Annotated in this window: 11 protein-coding genes and 1 pseudogene; 1 reads left to right on the top strand and 11 read right to left on the bottom strand. The window is 50.7% G+C overall.

The features are described 5' to 3' along the window. The first annotated feature begins 491 nt into the window (after positions 1-491). Positions 492-1,985, top strand: a complete 1,494-nt coding sequence (repB, locus tag C0081_RS02865; protein ID WP_101532264.1) for a plasmid partitioning protein RepB — start codon at positions 492-494, stop codon at positions 1,983-1,985. Between the two features lie 327 nt (positions 1,986-2,312). On the opposite strand, the gene C0081_RS02870 is transcribed toward repB, so the two are convergent. The 11 genes and pseudogenes from C0081_RS02870 to C0081_RS02930 all read right to left on the bottom strand — a co-directional run bounded on the left by C0081_RS02870 (position 2,313) and on the right by C0081_RS02930 (position 17,866). Then, positions 2,313-3,065, bottom strand: coding sequence for a CbiX/SirB N-terminal domain-containing protein (locus tag C0081_RS02870; RefSeq protein ID WP_180966731.1), 753 nt, complete (start codon positions 3,063-3,065; stop codon positions 2,313-2,315). 251 nt (positions 3,066-3,316) lie between these two features. Then, positions 3,317-5,995, bottom strand: a complete 2,679-nt coding sequence (locus C0081_RS02875) for a nitrate reductase (RefSeq protein ID WP_101532266.1) — start codon at positions 5,993-5,995, stop codon at positions 3,317-3,319. 118 nt (positions 5,996-6,113) lie between these two features. Next, a complete protein-coding gene (gene nirD / locus C0081_RS02880) occupies positions 6,114-6,455 on the bottom strand; it encodes a nitrite reductase small subunit NirD (RefSeq protein ID WP_101532267.1) in 342 nt (113 codons plus the stop codon). Beyond that, entirely contained in the window at positions 6,455-8,902 is a 2,448-nt protein-coding gene (nirB, locus tag C0081_RS02885) for a nitrite reductase large subunit NirB (protein WP_101532268.1), read from the bottom strand. The genes nirD and nirB overlap by 1 nt, the downstream gene beginning before the upstream one ends. A 14-nt stretch (positions 8,903-8,916) precedes the next feature. Beyond that, positions 8,917-10,692, bottom strand: coding sequence for an ABC transporter ATP-binding protein (locus C0081_RS02890; protein WP_101532269.1), 1,776 nt, complete (start codon positions 10,690-10,692; stop codon positions 8,917-8,919). Positions 10,693-10,711: 19 nt separating this feature from the next. Then, the gene (locus tag C0081_RS02895; RefSeq protein WP_245417834.1) at positions 10,712-11,785 is read right to left on the bottom strand and encodes an ABC transporter permease; all 1,074 of its coding nucleotides are present in this window, start codon (positions 11,783-11,785) and stop codon (positions 10,712-10,714) included. 202 nt (positions 11,786-11,987) lie between these two features. Further along, the gene (locus tag C0081_RS02900) at positions 11,988-13,325 is read right to left on the bottom strand and encodes a CmpA/NrtA family ABC transporter substrate-binding protein (RefSeq protein ID WP_101532365.1); all 1,338 of its coding nucleotides are present in this window, start codon (positions 13,323-13,325) and stop codon (positions 11,988-11,990) included. A gap of 401 nt (positions 13,326-13,726) precedes the next feature. After that, positions 13,727-14,890 carry a CmpA/NrtA family ABC transporter substrate-binding protein gene (locus tag C0081_RS02905; protein ID WP_101532270.1) on the bottom strand — a complete coding sequence of 388 codons (1,164 nt, stop codon included), beginning with the start codon at positions 14,888-14,890 and terminating at the stop codon, positions 13,727-13,729. A gap of 53 nt (positions 14,891-14,943) precedes the next feature. Beyond that, positions 14,944-15,531 (bottom strand): ANTAR domain-containing response regulator, encoded by a 588-nt coding sequence (locus C0081_RS02910; RefSeq protein ID WP_101532271.1) that lies wholly within the window; start codon positions 15,529-15,531, stop codon positions 14,944-14,946. Positions 15,532-16,498: 967 nt separating this feature from the next. After that, a pseudogene (locus C0081_RS02925) lies at positions 16,499-16,699 on the bottom strand (RidA family protein); the annotation flags it as partial. A gap of 111 nt (positions 16,700-16,810) precedes the next feature. Next, positions 16,811-17,866, bottom strand: coding sequence for a D-TA family PLP-dependent enzyme (locus tag C0081_RS02930; RefSeq protein ID WP_101532272.1), 1,056 nt, complete (start codon positions 17,864-17,866; stop codon positions 16,811-16,813). Positions 17,867-17,872 lie beyond the last annotated feature (6 nt).

Below are 17,872 nucleotides of genomic sequence, written 5' to 3' on the forward strand. Positions count from 1 at the left end.
CAATTTAGATTGTCTGGATCTGAACCTTTCAAAGCCCCACTATCAAAGCTGCGCTTTCAAAAACGCATGAATTTTGGAGCTTGTGCGCCGGTAGACATGGTTCAGGCGCAGAGGGTAAAACTCAAGCGCCGTCCCCCCCGCCATATTCCGATTGACCACACTCGTCAAATTCACCGTACCAGATGAGGGATCAGCCTGATCGATCCTGAATGCGCAGTCGCTCTAGTTCATCGCCCATCACAGATTGTTCTTTGTCACCCGCGACAACCTGACGCACATAATGATTAGACAATCATCATACTTGTTGGGACATACAAAACCGAGACTTGATTTTAACCTGAGGTCGTCGATTTCACCTGGTATGGCGCTTGCCGTAGAGGCCAAGAAACTTCGTGTTTTCTGTTTTTCTTCGCAAGGCAACGATCCCATCTATCTAGTGATTAAATTTCAACCGCGCCTTGCGGCCGCATGACGATATAGGAATTCTATAGATGACAGGCAAAAAGCAGCATCCATTATTTGGCACTGTAAATACCGACGACCTCGCACCTCTTAAAAGAATGGCTCAACGCCAGTTGGCTGCATTTCCATTGCAAGGGACCGATTGGCAGCAGTGTGCACATGAGGTTTTGGAAAAGCTCACTTGCGATATTCATACTCAACAGGGGACTCACGTCAGGAGTGATGACATTCTCGCAAACATAGAGGTGACCAAGGCACCAGTTGCTGCCTTGCTTTGCCAAGATGTGATGACAGACAAGTGCAAAAGCAATGACACCAGCCACTTGCAGTTTTGCGAGGACGCCGGAGAGAAGCTGTCCGCCCTAATCTTGGCAGCCACCCTTATCCTCCATGGAACCCCCAAAAATACTCATGCAATTCATGAAGCTTTGGATTCCGTCCGATTGCTCAGAAGCCGGCATCCAGACTTGTTAATGCATTTGGCACCATTTCTGGATGAGAGCGCTTTAGTTCTCACAAATGGACTTTCGGAACTTGCCGATAATGACAGCCTTTTAGGACCGCAAAAGAGGCTATTCATTCGGATGGCTGCCCTGTTGCGCAAAGCGAGCAAGGCTTCACCCCCGACGAAATACACCAACGACACGCGGGAGGATTTGAAGCGTTCTGAAGCCGACAGATACAGCTCGGAAATTTTGGACGGCAAAGTCATCAACATTCCGACATCCAAGATCGACCCCTCGCCATTTCCTCATCGCCTAGAAGATGACTCTAACGTCAATGAGATCGAAGTACTGAGCAAGTCCATGGAGAAGGACGGTCAGGATGTGCCGATCATCGTCAGACCTCATCCAGAAGTCAGTGATCGATACCAAGTGGTGAGCGGTACCAGACGCCTGATGGCTGCCAGAGGCATGGCCGAGACATACATAAAGGGCATTGTCAAAGACCTGGATGACATCGCTCTTCTGATGGAGCAAGGCAGAGAGAACAGCTACCGGAGAGACGCGACCTATATTGAAAAGGTCCGCCTTGCCGGACATCTATTCAAAATGGTCCCCAACTACGAACAGGCTAATGCCCGGGTCATGTCCGCTCTGTCAGTCGACACAACGGAAGCCTCGCGGCTGAAGGTCATCAGCGAGAAGATCCCTGATGACATCATTGAGAGCGTCGGTCCTGCCCCCAAAATTGGACGCCCTCGCTGGCAGAATTTGGCTGATCTGCTGGCGCAGCCAGTACACCTCGATAACGCAAGACAAATAATCGAAGGCAAATCCTTCACAGACATTGCTTCATCAGATGAGCGGTTTTCGCGTCTTATCAAAGAGGTAGAGGCCAAACCTGCTCTCCCAATCCCCACTACCGTGATGTCGGACAACACCAAGCTTGCCACCTTGGCACACAAAGCCAAACGCTCAGAGATCCAAATGCCAGATCGGGCATTTGCAGAATTTGTCGCGAGAAAACTGCCTGAGCTCTATGAGACTTTCAAAAAGGAGCCAGAATGGCATGATGCCTAAGGCATCGCCCATGCGAAGCCAGACATACTGTGACAGCGGAGAACAGCGTTTACAGGAAGTGGTGCACGCAAAGAATAGCTGAAGGCCAGACACTCCTCTTTCTTACGTCCTCAGCAAGAAAATTTTTATCTCATTGACAGCTGTCAATGAGATAAAAATGCGTAGACTCGGCTGCAAACAGATCCGAATGAACCATTGCTAAGGAATCCCCTGAGGCTGAAACAATCGAGGAAATCCTCAACTCAAGGCGCGGCGCACCTTTAAAACGATTGTTCATGTCGTTTGGCCGACGTTTTCACGACCATCAAGGCTTTAGGTGGTCGGCTATTATTCGGCAGCTTCTGCCGCTCCCGACCAACGCAGGGCCTTGAGTATGTCAGCAATCATAATGTCCCCCACCCAAGATTGACCGCCAACTGGCGTAACGAAATGGCAGTTTTCGGGTGCGTTTTTTGCCAATTTGGTCATATCATCGACAGAATGAGAACCAAGCCCGTTAAACAGTGGCAGCACCACTGTATTGGGCAAGACGTCTCCAATCATGTCACTGAGATGTGGTGCTTCATCAAGAAACCCACATGAAATGGCCCCGAAATTTCCTGTTCGCTTGAGCTTATCAGCAAGTTCGTGGGCGCGCCTGCTAGATTGACGATCTATCGACGCCCCATGTGCGGCAATCAAAATCGGCGGGCGGTGGCCCGACAGGCCCAACCGCGATATATCTTGTAACAGAGCACTGGTAACTCCTTCCGCAATCCAGTCTGACACGCCAAATGGCGGCAGCATGGTGAGTGTTTCAATCGACTGTCCAATTTCTTCCGCCACTTTTTGCGGTAAAATCCTGTTGCAGAAATAGCCATCACTCATGAAAAATGGATAAATCAATTTGTTCGGCGTATTCAGTCTAGACCAAGCCTCTGCAATGCTGGGCGCGCCTTTTAGTACGCCCGCTTCTACCTGAACCATGCCTATTTTGTAACCTATTTCATCGGCAAGTTCCAAAACGCGCGCATTGTTGAAACGTCCGCCACGTTCACCATGGGCAACAATCAAAATACCGAGGTCGGTGCTATCTGGCATCAACGGCTGCATGTGTCATCTTTCCATCCGGCGATTGCATATCAAAGCTATATCCAACAAGCAGGTACCGAGCTTTCCATGGATGGGACGCTGTCAAAGGTCCATGCAGAAAACAGGCAATTGCAGTTCGTAAGTTTAAATTTGACGATATTATTTGAGCCACTATGTATGCCCCCCCCGATCACACAACAATTTGGAGAGAAAAGACGAGGTAATGCCAGTGCCTCTCCATAACATTCAACATTAAAAATCTACTCAGCTGCCTCACGCGTAGTCTGATCAATAGCTTGTTGAATTTCCGATTTGCAGGAGCCACAATTGGTGCCAGCATTCAAGCAATCTCCGATCGCCTTAACGCTGGAACACCCCTTAACAACGGCGCTTTGAATCTGATTGAAGCCAACAGAGAAGCAGGAACAAACAATAGCGCCTGGATCCGGCTGATCCTGCCCTGCCCGACCAGCAATCACTAAATGTCGTTTTTTTGCCTCATCGAAACACGTGCTCAGCAAACCGGCAGCCCAACTGCGTGATGCTGCAACAGGGCGAGTGCCGACAAACAGGATGCCCACCAATTGTCCCTTTTGAAAACAAGCGTGCCTATGCTGTCCGCTTTTAGCATCCTCATATTCCAGCCAGTCTGCACTTTGCGTTAGGCCAAATAAATTATGCGCAAAGTGCGCTAAATCGGGCTTCATTGTTTCAAATGCCAACTCGACCTGCCATCCATCCGGAACACGAGCGAGTGCCCAATATTCAGCATCGATGTGATCTGGTTTTTCTCTGACAATCGCAAACGCAAACTGTTGCATGCGGGCAAAATGCACAGACACCGCCGTCGATTTTGAGGCCGGTTGACCCGAGAAGGGATCCGTGACAGCGCGCACCAATGTATCGACACGGGCGTTGCTGGCATATTGCTCATTCCAATGAAACGGCGCAAACACTTGCCCCTTCTTTACTCTATGGGTGATCAAGGCGCGTAACAAAACATCACCATGATCGCTTCTCACACTGACGAGCTCAGCCTCGCGTATGCCCAATACCAAGGCATCCTTAGGATTGATTTCAACAAACGGTTCCGCGATATGCTGCGCCAAGCGGGGCGATTTCCCCGTGCGTGTCATGGTGTGCCATTGGTCCCGCAAACGTCCGGTATTTAGCAGCATGGGACGGGCATCAGTCCTATCGCTCGGTGCCTCGCTGTGAACGGCCACAAAGCGTCCTTTTCGATCAGCGGTATAAAAGCCACCATTGGCAAAGAAGCGCGTCTGGCTGGGCTCGGCACCCACCTTCCGTGGCCATTGGAATGGCTCCAAGGCATCATAAGCAGGCTTTTCAATGCCCGCCAAAGCCCCAATATCAAAGTCTCTGTCGCCGGCATTGCCATAGGCAGACAAGGCGGCATATTCAGCAAAAATCTCAGCGGTTGTTTCATATTGGAAAGCATCAGCAAACCCCATCCGTCGCGCGACTTCACAAATGTGCCACCAGTCTGGCTTGGATTCACCCATAGGCTCTCGAAACGGGCGCTGGCGCGAAATCCGGCGTTCGGAGTTGGTCACGGTGCCGTCCTTTTCGCCCCAATCAGCTGCGGGCAACAGCACGTGTCCATATTGCGACGTGTCGGTTTTTGCCTGCACTTCAGAGACGACCACAAAGGGACAGGCTTGAATGGCTTCGGCCACCTTGTCCGCTTCCGGCATGGAAACAACTGGATTGGTGGACATGATCCATAGCGCTTTGATGTTGCCCTCACGTACCGCTTTGAACAAGTCCACAGCCTTTAGACCCGGCTTCTTGGTCAGATTGGGCGCGCTCCAAAATTCACTTACTAGGGCGCGGTGATCCTCGCGTTCCAGCTCCATATGAGACGCCAGCAAATTGGCCAATCCGCCCACTTCTCGCCCCCCCATAGCATTTGGCTGTCCAGTAACAGAAAACGGGCCCATGCCCTCACGGCCAATACGGCCCGTTGCCAAATGGCAATTGATGATGGAATTGACCTTATCGGTACCAACGCAAGATTGATTGACCCCTTGACTGTAAATTGTCACGGCCTTTTCTGTTGTCAGAAAGAGATCATAAAACGTAGCCAGCTCACTCTGTGTCAGCCCCGTCAACTCTGCAACCTTGGAAGGAGACGATCCATCGATTGCGCTTGTCAATGCATCAGAAAAGCCTGATGTGTGCTGCTCAATATAGTCAGCATTCAAGCCGTCATGCAGGGAAAGATGATCAAGCAGCCCATTAAAAAGAGCCACGTCGCCATTGGGTTCAATCGGTAAATAGAGATCGCAAATATCGGCGGTCATCGTGCGTCGAGGGTCGATCAACACGACCTTCATCTCTGGTCGTGCTTGCTTGGCCGCTGCAATACGCTGATAAAGTACTGGATGGCACCAAGCCAAATTGGATCCGACCAACGTAATTAAGTCGGCTTTCTCGAGATCTTCATATATCCCCGGCACCGTATCGGTTCCAAAGGCTCGACGGTGACCTGCTACGGATGATGCCATACAAAGCCGTGAGTTGGTGTCGATATTGCTCGCTCCCACAAAGCCCTTCATCCATTTGTTGGCAACGTAGTAATCTTCGGTCAGAATCTGACCTGCTGCATAAATAGCAACAGATTCCGGTCCATACTCAGCAATCGCCTCGCTGAATTTGCTGGCAACCAAATCAAGAGCGGTATCCCAATCGGTTCTCTCACCATAAATACTGGGAGTTAACAGCCGCCCTTCATAACCAGTGGTCTCCCCCAGTGCAGATCCTTTGGAGCACAGTCGGCCAAAATTGGCGGGATGCTCCGGGTCGCCTCTCACTACAATGCTATTGTCGGTTTTTTTGCGCGCAAGAACCCCACAGCCAACCCCGCAGTAAGGGCAAGTAGTCCGAATTTCATCATTTTGTTTTGGCCGGTTTTGCATGGGTCTTTAGCCTGGTTTTTCGAGAATTGGGCACAGTTGTGGCTTGCACTGCCGAATAACTTGAGCTCATACACCAAAGGTTAAACGCAATTGTGTCTGAGCTTTTGTCATCAGGGGACTAAGCTGCTTTGGCTGCGGGTGATAAAGAAATCTGCAATATTCCGCCCTCTAGTCGCACGGGATACGTAGCCACTTGCCCCACATCAGCACCCATCGCCTCGCCCGTTTCCAGTGAAATTTCCCAATTACAAATCGGGCAAGCGACACTGGCGTCGCCTACGATGCCCTGACTTATCGGGCCATCACAATTGGTGCAGACATCTTCCAAAGCGAAGATGCGGTCATCAAAGGTGCGGAAAATCGCGATGACAACAGCGCCATATTTCACCCGGCGGGCACCGCGTTGCGGGATGTCGCTTATCGACCCAATTTTGGTCCATATTTCAGCTGTAATGTTCATTATTCTGCTGCCTCGCGTTCCAAAACGGCCATGGGATTAAACTCGTGTTTGTCCTTGCCGGAGACGCGCTCTGACCACGGGTCCACTTGTGCAAATTTCTGGCTATAGACAAAGCGCTCATACAAGGCTTTGCGTAAGTCTCCATCTTCCATGATCAACGTGCGGATGGTGTCGAAACCGCGACGCTTGCACCATTTGTAGATGCGCTCCAGATAATGGCCTTCTTCGCGGTAGAGTTGGATCAACGCCACCACATGTTCCATGACAGCTTCTTCGGTCTCCACAAGGCCCAACACTTCGGTGCCTTTGATGTCCAGACCGGCTGCGCCACCAAAGTGGATTTCATAACCGGCTTGCACGCAGATAATTCCGATGTCTTTGCAAGTCGCTTCAGAACAGTTGCGCGGACAACCGGACACTGCCAGTTTCAGCTTGGCTGGTGTCCACGCACCCCATGTGAATTTCTCGATTTTGATGCCAAGACCGGTCGAATCCTGCGTACCAAAGCGGCACCAGTCAGAACCAACACAGGTTTTCACCGTGCGTAGACCCTTGGCATAGGCTTGGCCGGAGACAAACCCCACCTTGCCCAGATCTTCCCAAACCCCCAAAAGATCTTCTTTTTGGATGCCGAGCAAATCAATACGCTGACCGCCGGTCATTTTGACAGAAGGAATGTCAAACTTATCGACCACATCGGCAATGGCGCGCAACTCGGCGGCATTGGTCACGCCTCCCCACATGCGCGGCACCACGCTATAGGTACCATCTTTCTGGATGTTGGCATGCACACGCTCATTGATGAAACGGGATTGATAATCGTCCTCATACTCACCGGGCCATTCTGCCACCAGATAATAGTTAAGCGCCGGACGACATTTTGCGCAACCGGTCGAGCTTTTCCATTCCAGCGCCTGAAGTACTTCCGGAATGGTCTTAAGCCGCTTTTGCTTGATCGCCTGACGAACAACCTCATGCCCATGATCGGTGCAGCCACAAACCGGCGTGACCGCATCGGGGTTGTAGGAATCTCCAAGGGTCAGTTGCAGCAAGTTACCAACCAGATTGGAACAGGTGCCACAGGAAGCTGAAGCTTTGGTGTGGGCGCGAACTTCATCAAGGCTGGTAAGACCAAGTTCTGTGATAGAATTAGTAATCGTTGATTTGCAAATGCCGTTACAGCCGCAGATTTCCGCATCATCTGGCAACGCTGCAACGGCCTCCATGGGGTCCAGGGGGGCACCTCCCTGAAACGCCGGACCAAAGATCAATGTCTCGCGCATTTCGGAAACATCGGTGCCTTTCTTGAGCATGTCAAAGAACCATGGTCCATCAGCGGTTTCGCCATACAGCACTGCACCGATGATCTTTTCGTCTTTTAGAACGAGACGCTTGTAAACGCCGGCCGTGGCATCGCGCAGGACAATTTCCTCGCGGTCTTCACCTTCGGCAAAGTCACCTGCAGAATAGAGATCAATACCCGTCACTTTCAGCTTGGTCGCTGTGACCGAACCGTGATATTCCGTGTTGCCCTGCAGCAGATGATCGGCAAGAACCTTGCCCATTTCATACAAAGGCGCAACCAATCCATAACAAAGGCCCCTATGCTCGGCGCACTCACCCAAAGCATAGACATCAGGGTCAGAGGTGACCATCTGATCGTCGACAAGAACTCCCCTATTGCATTCGATGCCAATTTCCTTGGCAAGGCCCATGGCTGGACGAATACCGACAGCCATCACCACGATTGACGCTTCAATCACAGTGCCGTCTTCCAGCTCAATACCGCCAACACGACCGTCTTTTTCAATGATCGCCTTGGAGTTGGCTTCGGTCAGAACATCAATGCCACGGGCCTGAATGGCCTGCTTGAGCAGATGACCAGAGGCCTCATCCATTTGCCGTTCCATCAAGGTCGGCATCAGATGCAAAACAGTGACATCCATGCCCTGTTCTTTCAGGCCAGCAGCCGCTTCAAGGCCCAGCAAACCGCCACCGATGACAATAGCCCGTCCGCCGCCTTTAGCCGCGTTGAGCATGCCTTCGACATCATCCAGATCGCGATAAACCATCACGCCATTCAAATTATGCCCCGGAATGGGAATAATGAAAGGCGACGATCCGGTTGCGATCACCAGCTTGTCGTAAGAAGCGGTGATGCCCGCCTCAGATGTTACGGTCTTGGCGTCGCGATCAATCTTGGTAACCTTGGCACCTTTATGTAGCGTGACATTATGCTCGGCGTACCAAGCATCCCCATGGGTGATGATGTCTTCATAGCTCTTTTCGCCAGACAACACAGGCGACAGCATCAAACGGTTATAATTGACGCGCGGTTCGGCATTAAAGATGGTCACCTCATAGGCATCACGGTCTGCTTCAAATAAATATTCAAGCATCCGGCCCGGTGCCATGCCATTGCCAACGATGACAAGTTTTTTACTCATTGGTCGGTCCTTATTCACGCGGCTGTCCCAGTGGATTGACCACCGTTCGCATCGCTTTGATTTTTGGTCTGGCGCGCAAGGCGCGTGGCGCGTTTTTGCTGAATGGACTTGAGCTGTTCTGCGCTTGGGTCAGCGCCGCCCTCATAGGCTTCAAGGAAGTCAAGAAGCTCTTCGCGGAAGGCGTAATATTCAGGATGATCCAGCAGCTCTTTGCGCGAGCGTGGGCGTGGCAAATCCACATCCATGATGTTGCCTATTTTGGCATTCGGTCCGTTCGACATCATCACCACGCGGTCGGCTAGCAAGATCGCTTCATCGACATCATGGGTCACGCAAATGGCTGTCACTTGGGTCTGTTTCCAGACATCCATCAACACATCCTGCAATTCCCAACGCGTCAGGCTGTCGAGCATGCCAAATGGTTCATCAAGCAATAAAAGCTTGGGTGACAATGCAAATGCCCGTGCAATGCCAACCCTTTGCTGCATGCCGTTTGACATATCAAGAGCTGCACGATGCATGGAATCGCCCAAACCCACACGGGCGAGATAATATTCGACAATATCCTTACGCTCGGCTTGGGAGGTGTTAGAGAACACCTGATCAACCCCCAGCTTGACATTCTCATAAGCGCTCAACCAAGGCATTAGGCTCGGAGCCTGAAAGACCACCGCACGTTCGGGTCCAGCACCGATGACTTCCTTGCCATCCAGAATAATGCCGCCTTCAGTAATGGGGTTGAGCCCGGCTGCCATAGAAAGAACAGTAGATTTCCCGCAGCCGGAGTGTCCGATCAGCGTTATGAACTCGCCTTTTTTCATCTTCAGGTCAAAACCATCAACGACCGTCAAGGGCCCTTTTGGTGTCGGGTAGATTTTTTTTACTTGAGAAAATTCGACGTAACGATCCTTGACATCAATGTCCGTATCAGCCTTGGCACTTGCCTTGGCTTTTGTATTGAGATCCAACGGCACAACATTGGGCATCTGGATGTCACTTTCCAGATCCGCTCCGCGATCCAGACCAACCGTGATGAGATAGTCGGTGATCGTAGCCCGCAAATTGATAAAATCATCGTTGCTGTTCATTGCGGCACGCTCACGAGGGCGCGCCAGATCAACCTTAAATTCGGGGCCCAAAGTCGCGTTTGGCCCCGGTGTCAACGGGATGACACGGTCAGCCAGCAAAATGGCCTCATCAACATCGTTGGTGATCAGGATGATCGTTTTTTTCTCTTTGCTCGAAATCTCGGCAAATTCATCCTGCAATTTGGCCCGCGTCAAAGCATCCAACGCCGACAGCGGTTCATCCATCAACAAAATGTCGGGCCTCATGGCAAGGGCACGGGCCACCGCAACACGCTGTCGCATACCACCGGACAATTCAGCAGGTTTGCGATCTCGTGCGTGAGTTAGACCCACCATATCAATATAGTGACTGATGATCTCTTCGCGCTCGGTAGCTGGCATCTTATTGAAGACGGCATCCACCGCGAGCTTGATGTTGCCATGCACAGACAGCCATGGCATCAGCGAATATGATTGAAACACCACACCACGCTCAGGGCCGGGACCGGAAATTTCCTTGCCGCGATAAATAACCCCGCCCTGATCTGGCTCGACCAGGCCAGCAATGGCAGAAATCAGTGTGGATTTGCCTGAGCCGGAAAAACCGAGGATAGCGATGAATTCACCCTCCTCCACATCGAGGAAAATATTATCCAGAACATCATTGCGGTTCTTACCTTCACCAAACCCCTTGGACAGGCCGGATATTTGCAAAATAGACATGTGCTATCCTTTGTGTCGATTAACGGTTTGACGAAAAAGTGAAGGCTTGCTGCAGAGCATACATCAGGCGATCCAGCATAAAGCCGATGAGGCCGATGGTTAGAACTGCAACAATGATTTTGGCCAAAGACTGCGATGACCCATTCTGGAATTCATCCCACACAAATTTGCCAAGGCCGGGGTTCTGAGCCAGCATTTCAGCGGCAATCAACACCATCCAGCCAACACCAAGCGATAGGCGCAATCCGGTGAAGATCAAAGGCAGGGAAGACGGCAATACCAGCTTGGTGATTACTTTGGAGGTTGGCAGCTGAAGAACCTTAGAAACATTGACCAAATCCTTATCGATAGACGCAACACCAAGAGCGGTGTTGATCAGCGTTGGCCACAGTGAGCACAAGGTTACAGTGACAGCCGAAACCACCAGCGATTTAGGCATCCAATCGTAGGAATTAACATACAACGCCGAGACGATCATGGTCACAATGGGCAACCATGCCAGAGGCGAGACAGGCTTGAAAATTTGAATTAGAGGCGTGATGGCCGAATTGAAGCTTTGAGAGAGGCCCGACGCGATACCTAGCGGCACCGCAATGATCGTCGCAATGACAAAACCCAATCCAACCGTCACCAGCGATGTAAAAATCTGATCGATATAGGTTGGCTTGCCTGTGAAGGCCCGTACCTTGACCTTGTCCGATTTACCAGCAGCAATCAGTTTTGCATTGCGCACGTCTTGGCGTTCATAAAAGGCTGTTTCTTTTGCGCGGGTGCGGGTGTGGTCATCCCAAAGATTGATGGTCTGATCCCAAACCTGAACTGGCCCCGGGATCGCGCCGAGTGACGTTTGAACCTGAGGCGCAAATCCAGCCCAGAGCATCACGAAAAACCCAATGCCAACTAGCGGCAGGATCAAAGTCTGCTTGAGCACGCCAAGCTGCTCACGTGGGTTATCGCCTGCGGCAATTTTAAGCAACGGAACAAGCCAGGAAAACCCCAGAGCATTCATCCATCCACTTGTTTTGTTGATTGCTGAAAAGATCCGCTCACGACCGGCGCCGTCGGAGGTTGCATTTTGGGTTACGTCTGTCACGGTCCTAGTGTCCTGTTCCAAAGCCACTTCACATTTCAATCAACAGTGAAGGGCTCCTACTGTTGGGTGTCGCGCCATCCTGATCCACAAACCACATGGTTTTCGGGGGAAGGACAGTCTGGTTGATCCTGTATGATCAGAAGAAGAAGAAGGGCGGTAGAGAGGGGGAAGCCACCCTTCCCAAGTTTTTCTTGGAGAAAGACTATTTCACAGTGCCGTTTTCAACCATCTGACCGGTTTTCAGACCAATGGTCTGGGCATCGATATAAGCGTTTGGCTGGGTGCCGTCATAGGTGACGCCATCGATGAAAGCGTTGGTTGGTTCACGGTAACCATTGCTGTCCCACGGAAAGTCAGCTTCAGCTACGATACCATCTTCAACCAACAATTTTGCTGCTTTGAGATAAACGTCTGGCAGATAAACCGACTTGGCTGTTTCCGCGTACCATGCGTCGTCTTTCTGATCGGAAATCTGACCCCAACGGCGCATCTGTGTCAGATACCAAACGGCATCAGAATAATAGGGATAGGTAGCAAAATAGCGGAAGAAGACGTTGAAGTCTGGTACATCGCGCTTATCACCCTTTTCATATTCAAACGTACCGGTCATGGAGTTTGCGATGACTTCAGCATCCGCACCTACATATTCGGAGCGCGCCAGAATTTCCACGGCTTCTTCGCGATTGGCATTGTCATTTTCATCCAGCCACTGTGCGGCACGGATCAAAGCCTTTGTCAGAGCCAACGTCGTGTTGGGATATTCAACGGTGAATTCTTTAGTGAGGCCGAATACCTTTTCTGGGTTGTTTTTCCAGATTTCATAGTCGGTAATCACCGGAACGCCAATACCTTTAAAGACAGCCTGCTGGTTCCATGGTTCACCGACGCAATAACCATTGATGGTCCCGGCTTCCATGGTGGACGGCATTTGTGGTGGAGGCGTTACGCTCAATAAAGCGTCAGCATTGATCTGACCGGAAACATCATCCTTGGAATAGAATCCGGGATGAATGCCACCGGAGGCCAACCAGTAACGCAGCTCATAATTGTGTGTCGATACAGGGAAAACCATGCCCATGTTAAAAGGTTTGCCTTCATCCTTGAACTTGTCGACCACCGGCTTCAGCGCGTCTGCCTTGATAGGATGTACAGGCTTGCCGTTTTCCATTGGCACATAGTTTTTCATCATCGCCCAAATTTCGTTAGAGACGGTGATACCGTTGCCGTTCAAATCCATGGAGAATGGCGTTACGATATGTGCCTTGGTGCCAAACCCAATAGTGGCAGCGAGTGGTTGACCGGCCAGCATGTGCGCGCCGTCCAGCTCTCCGGTGATCACACGATCCAAAAGAACTTTCCAGTTGGCTTGCGGTTCAAGCGTAACAAACAAGCCTTCATCTTCAAAAAAGCCCATCTCGTATGCAATGGCGAGTGGTGCCATATCTGTCAACTTGATGAAACCAAACTTCAATTCGTCTTTTTCAACGTCCAGTATCTCGGCAAAAGCATGAGGTGTTGGCACCAAAGCACTGAATGTCATCAAGGCACCCACAACAAAGTTCTTGGTCCAAGTCTTTGATGCACTATCCACGGTTACGTTGTGTTTCGTCACGTTCAGATCCTTCACTCATCCAATGCGCCTCTAGGGCGGAAAATACAAAAAAAGCCGCAGTTTGACATGCACCGGGAGGAGGAAGTGCAAATCAAACGGCGGCTTTGCCGTAGTGCCCAGCAATGGACACAAATTTTTATGGAACCAGCTTTGGCTCTGATCTTATCTATGCAGACTGTGTGCCAGTTTAAAAATTAAAAATTAATTGTTTAAATTCAATATATTATAAGAATTTTGGGAGATTAGTAAGAATCAAGCACCAATATGCAGTAGGTATAAATGCTGTTTTTTTAGACACAAAAACCAATTTGATCAATAATTGATCAACTCTAATTTGGGGAATTTGTAACATATTCAGCAACTGCATCGACAGAGAATGACTTTTCGTCAAAAAACAACAATGGGGCACATGCTGCCGCTTCAAGTTGCTCTGGCTTGAGGTTGAGAGCGCGCGAGATCAGCGCGTAGTCAAAGACCTTGGCAACAGTCTCCAGATCGGCATCAGAGAATGACGCCTGCCCCCAACGCACCATTTGTGAATAGAACCAATATCCCTGAGACATCTGAGGCGCAGCACAAACTCCACCACCAAATGATAGAAAGCCGGGGATTTTCGTATTTTCGCCCGAAGTTAGTTGCATATTGTTGCTTAAAGCAGGAAGGCATTGCGCAGGAGGACAATTCAAAATATCGTAATGTGATAGAATAGTGGCCAATTCTTTCAAGTTGTCCGTTTGGGCACACCAGTCGGCAGCTTTTGCCAATGAACGAATGAGTGCATCCAGCCGATCCGGATCGCTCAGAGCCCAACGCTCCGTAACCCCCAAGACTTTCTCGGGGCTATCGGGCCAAATAGCCTGTTTGCAGGTTACGATGCGCCCAGTGCCCGCCAATACCGCCGCAGTGTTCCAGGGTTCACCAACACAATAGCCGTCAATCTGGCCCGTCCCCAATGCATCTGCCATGAAAGAGGGAGGCAAAACTCGTATTTCAACATCGTGTTCAGGGCTAATGCCAGCAGCAGCCAACCAATATCGCAATTCATAGGCATGGCCGGAGAAAGGGTGGACCACTCCAAAACGTAGGGGTGCCATTTTACTCTTCGCGCGGTTCCTAACAACTAGATTTAGTGCGTTTCCTGAAGACGACGGATCGATACTCCCATTCCATGCCGCGTCTATCAATTCAGCAGCCACGGCATTCGTTACGGTGATTGCATTGCCACCAAGTCCCAAAACCATAGGCGCACGCATAGGCACGGAAAGTGACATTAAACTGAGACTTGAGGCAATGGGCATCGGTGCCAGCATATGAGCAACATCAAAGTGACCGACATACATACGGTCCCTGATGTTGGCCCACGAGGTCTCGCGCACGAGCTTGAGATCAATACCTTCAACTTGCGCAAAACCGCAATGTGCCGCAGCGACCAGAACGGCGCTGTCAAGAAGAGGAATGAACCCCGCAACGACCTGATGGTTCTTTGATGTCATCAGAAGTATCCCTCATTTTGATTTTCACGGGTCTCGTCCATCTGAAGCAAACCCTAATCCCCCAACATTCCACTTGCGATGATAAGGCTTTGAGCGACATCATTGATTTTCCGACTCTGGTTCATCGCTGTTTTGCGCAACAAGTCATAGGCCTCTTGTTCGGAAATTCTTTTGGATCGCATCAGGATGCCTTTGGCACGGTCAATAGTTTTGCGTTCAGCTAGCTCGTTACGCGCCGCCGCCAGCTCCTTGTTTAATCGGGAAAATGCGCGGAACCGGCTTATGGCCATATCCATTATCGGTTTGACCCGATCCTTTTTGAGACCATCCACAACATAAGCCGAAACGCCAGCATCAACCGCCGCCTCGATTGTTTCGGGCTCTGACGTATCAACAAACATGGCGATGGGGCGCTGAACAGCGCGGCTGACCTGAAAGATATGTTCTAACTGATCACGCTTGGGATTTTCCAAATCGATCACAATAACGTCGGGCTCAATGTCAGTGATTTGACGCACCAATCCATCCATCTGATCAATTACGATCACACGGCCATGACCAGCCTCACGAAGCCCCTGTTCAATGATAGAGGCCCGGATTTTATTGTCATCAATCACAAGAATGGATAGCGTGTCGCTCATATGCTTATTATGCTTAGGTGTAATGCGATTGCAAACAATTGTTGCGCCGTTCCCAACACACTTCGCAACCGCAGCATTTCATCCAGTCTTTTGTCCTCTTGCTCCAGATGGCGCTGTCATGTGTGGACGTAAATGGACCCCACCTAATTGCAACAATCTATTTGGTGGTGTCAGACAAACTTGTACTTGACCAAAGAGGGCCAGTATCTTCGACTGTTATGCCGCACAAAGACCCCGCCACTCTGCGAGAGCAGCGCTACGGTTCAGCTTGAAATTTAGTCTGCTGTAGAGGCCTCTCTCCTGATTGAAATGGTTGTAAACTGATGCGTGGATGGAAGCGAATTTCTGCAATGCTCGCATGCGCCTGAAGCGGCTCATTGCGGAGGGAAAGTGGAAATTGAACATAAAGCATCACCGCAAGGCGAATGATCTCTGGGCTGGTTTTGAAATAGCGAAAAGGGGAGTGTTTTGTCATCATACAAAGATAAGTCACCGCACTGCCCGTCTCAAGCAATTTACTCTGACATTACCTCCATGACGCTGGAGGCAGAAAGAATAATCGGGCAGAGAGTTCTCACCTACCATTTCTAGGCCGAGAACGACTCATGCAGCAGTTCAAATCACCCGGATCAGCCCAACGTTTTCCCGCAGTTCACGTTTCCATTTATAGTATCTTCAACGTCCAGCGCCACTTGATCTCCCGAAATACATTGCGCCAATTTCGCGATGAAGCAATGCTTGTGTGGCGCACGGAGACAGCGGCGGCCTGTATTGTTCTCGTATACAAATTCCGCGCGACTTTGTTTCTTCAACGTGACAATGCTGCTTTAAGCCCAGTTATTCCGCCAATGCCCGACCTCAAGCCAGTCTGCTCTGACCGTGCCATCAATCCGTATAGGCACAGCAAACCTCAACCAATATAGCAATAGAAAAGGCCTCCGTTTGAAGGCCTCTCTAGAATACCCAATCACTCGGGCTTATAGGCAATAACGTCGACTTCGACCTTCGCATCAACCATCAACTGGGACCGCACAGTGGAACGCGCTGACGCGCCATTGGGAAAGTATTCCGCATAAATGCGGTTGAAAGTCCAGAAGTCACGGGTGTCGTCAAGCCAGCAGTTGGCCTTGACCACATCATCCAGCGTGCAATCAGCAAGCGCCAGCACGGACGGCTGGAGAGAAAGGCAGATTTTGGCCGCCAGCGCCAGTGCGTTCTACACCGAGACGTTTAATAGACATGGATTTCTCCGTTGTTTGTTTAAGATTTACAAATTGGATTACCAGACCTTACCTCGTGCCAAGACAGGGCTTTGGGCAACAAGCTGAGAACCGCGGATCAATTGCACATGATCGAGCATATTGGACACCACGCAGGCGTGGTTGGGCACGATCCGCACTCGATCCCCTACCCTCAAATCAAGCGGTTGTTCGCTGACCATTCGACCGTGTTCCTCGGACAACTGATCAATGCGAATATCCGGATGCCCCAACACCGCACCAAAATCTTCAAAGCCAAGCAAATCCGAAGTCAACACCTTGGAACCAGCGTCGATGATGGCACGATTGACTGTCGGCATGGAAACAATCGTCGCCAACACTGACAGCGCGCAGTCATCCAGACTGCATGTCCCGCGCGCCACCAGAGACCGGTCATTATAGATATAGGTGCCAACCCGATATTCTGTGACAACCGGAACCAAATGGGCATTCCACATGTCGGGGGAGCCACCGCCCGACACCACGGGCACGGCGATGCCGCCCGCTTCGATCAACGCCTTGGCGCGGCTTAACCAACTCTGCACAGCATCTGTAGCCCCGGCTGGAGGATAGGTCATCAGGCCACCAAATTTCAAACCCGAAGCTGCGTCAATCCGAACTGCTAACGCCATCGCTTGCTCTGGTTGTTGCACCCCACAGCGCCTCGCACCAGTGTCGCATTCCACCAAAACAGCAAGAGGCGTTTGAGCATCAGCAAAAGCTTCAGCCAAACCATTAATCACCATCTCGCTATCGGCAACAACGCTGAGGCGGACCTTTTGCGACAGTGACCTGAGACAATTGAGCTTGTCGTCACCCATAATGTTATAGGTGATAAAAACATCCTCGATGCCGCCCTGCGAAATCATGGCTTCGGCCTCGGAAATTTTCTGACAGGTGATCCCCACCGCCCCCGCGTCAAGCTGCGCTTTGGCCAGCAAAGGCAATTTATGGGTTTTGATATGGGGTCGCAACGTCAGATTATGACCATCACAATAGCTTTGATAGCGGACGATATTAGCCTCGGCCACATCAAGATCAACCAACACAGACGGTGTCACTAGGTTTGCATACATATCATT

This window comes from Cohaesibacter celericrescens (assembly GCF_002866925.1).
Lineage (GTDB): Bacteria > Pseudomonadota > Alphaproteobacteria > Rhizobiales > Cohaesibacteraceae > Cohaesibacter > Cohaesibacter celericrescens.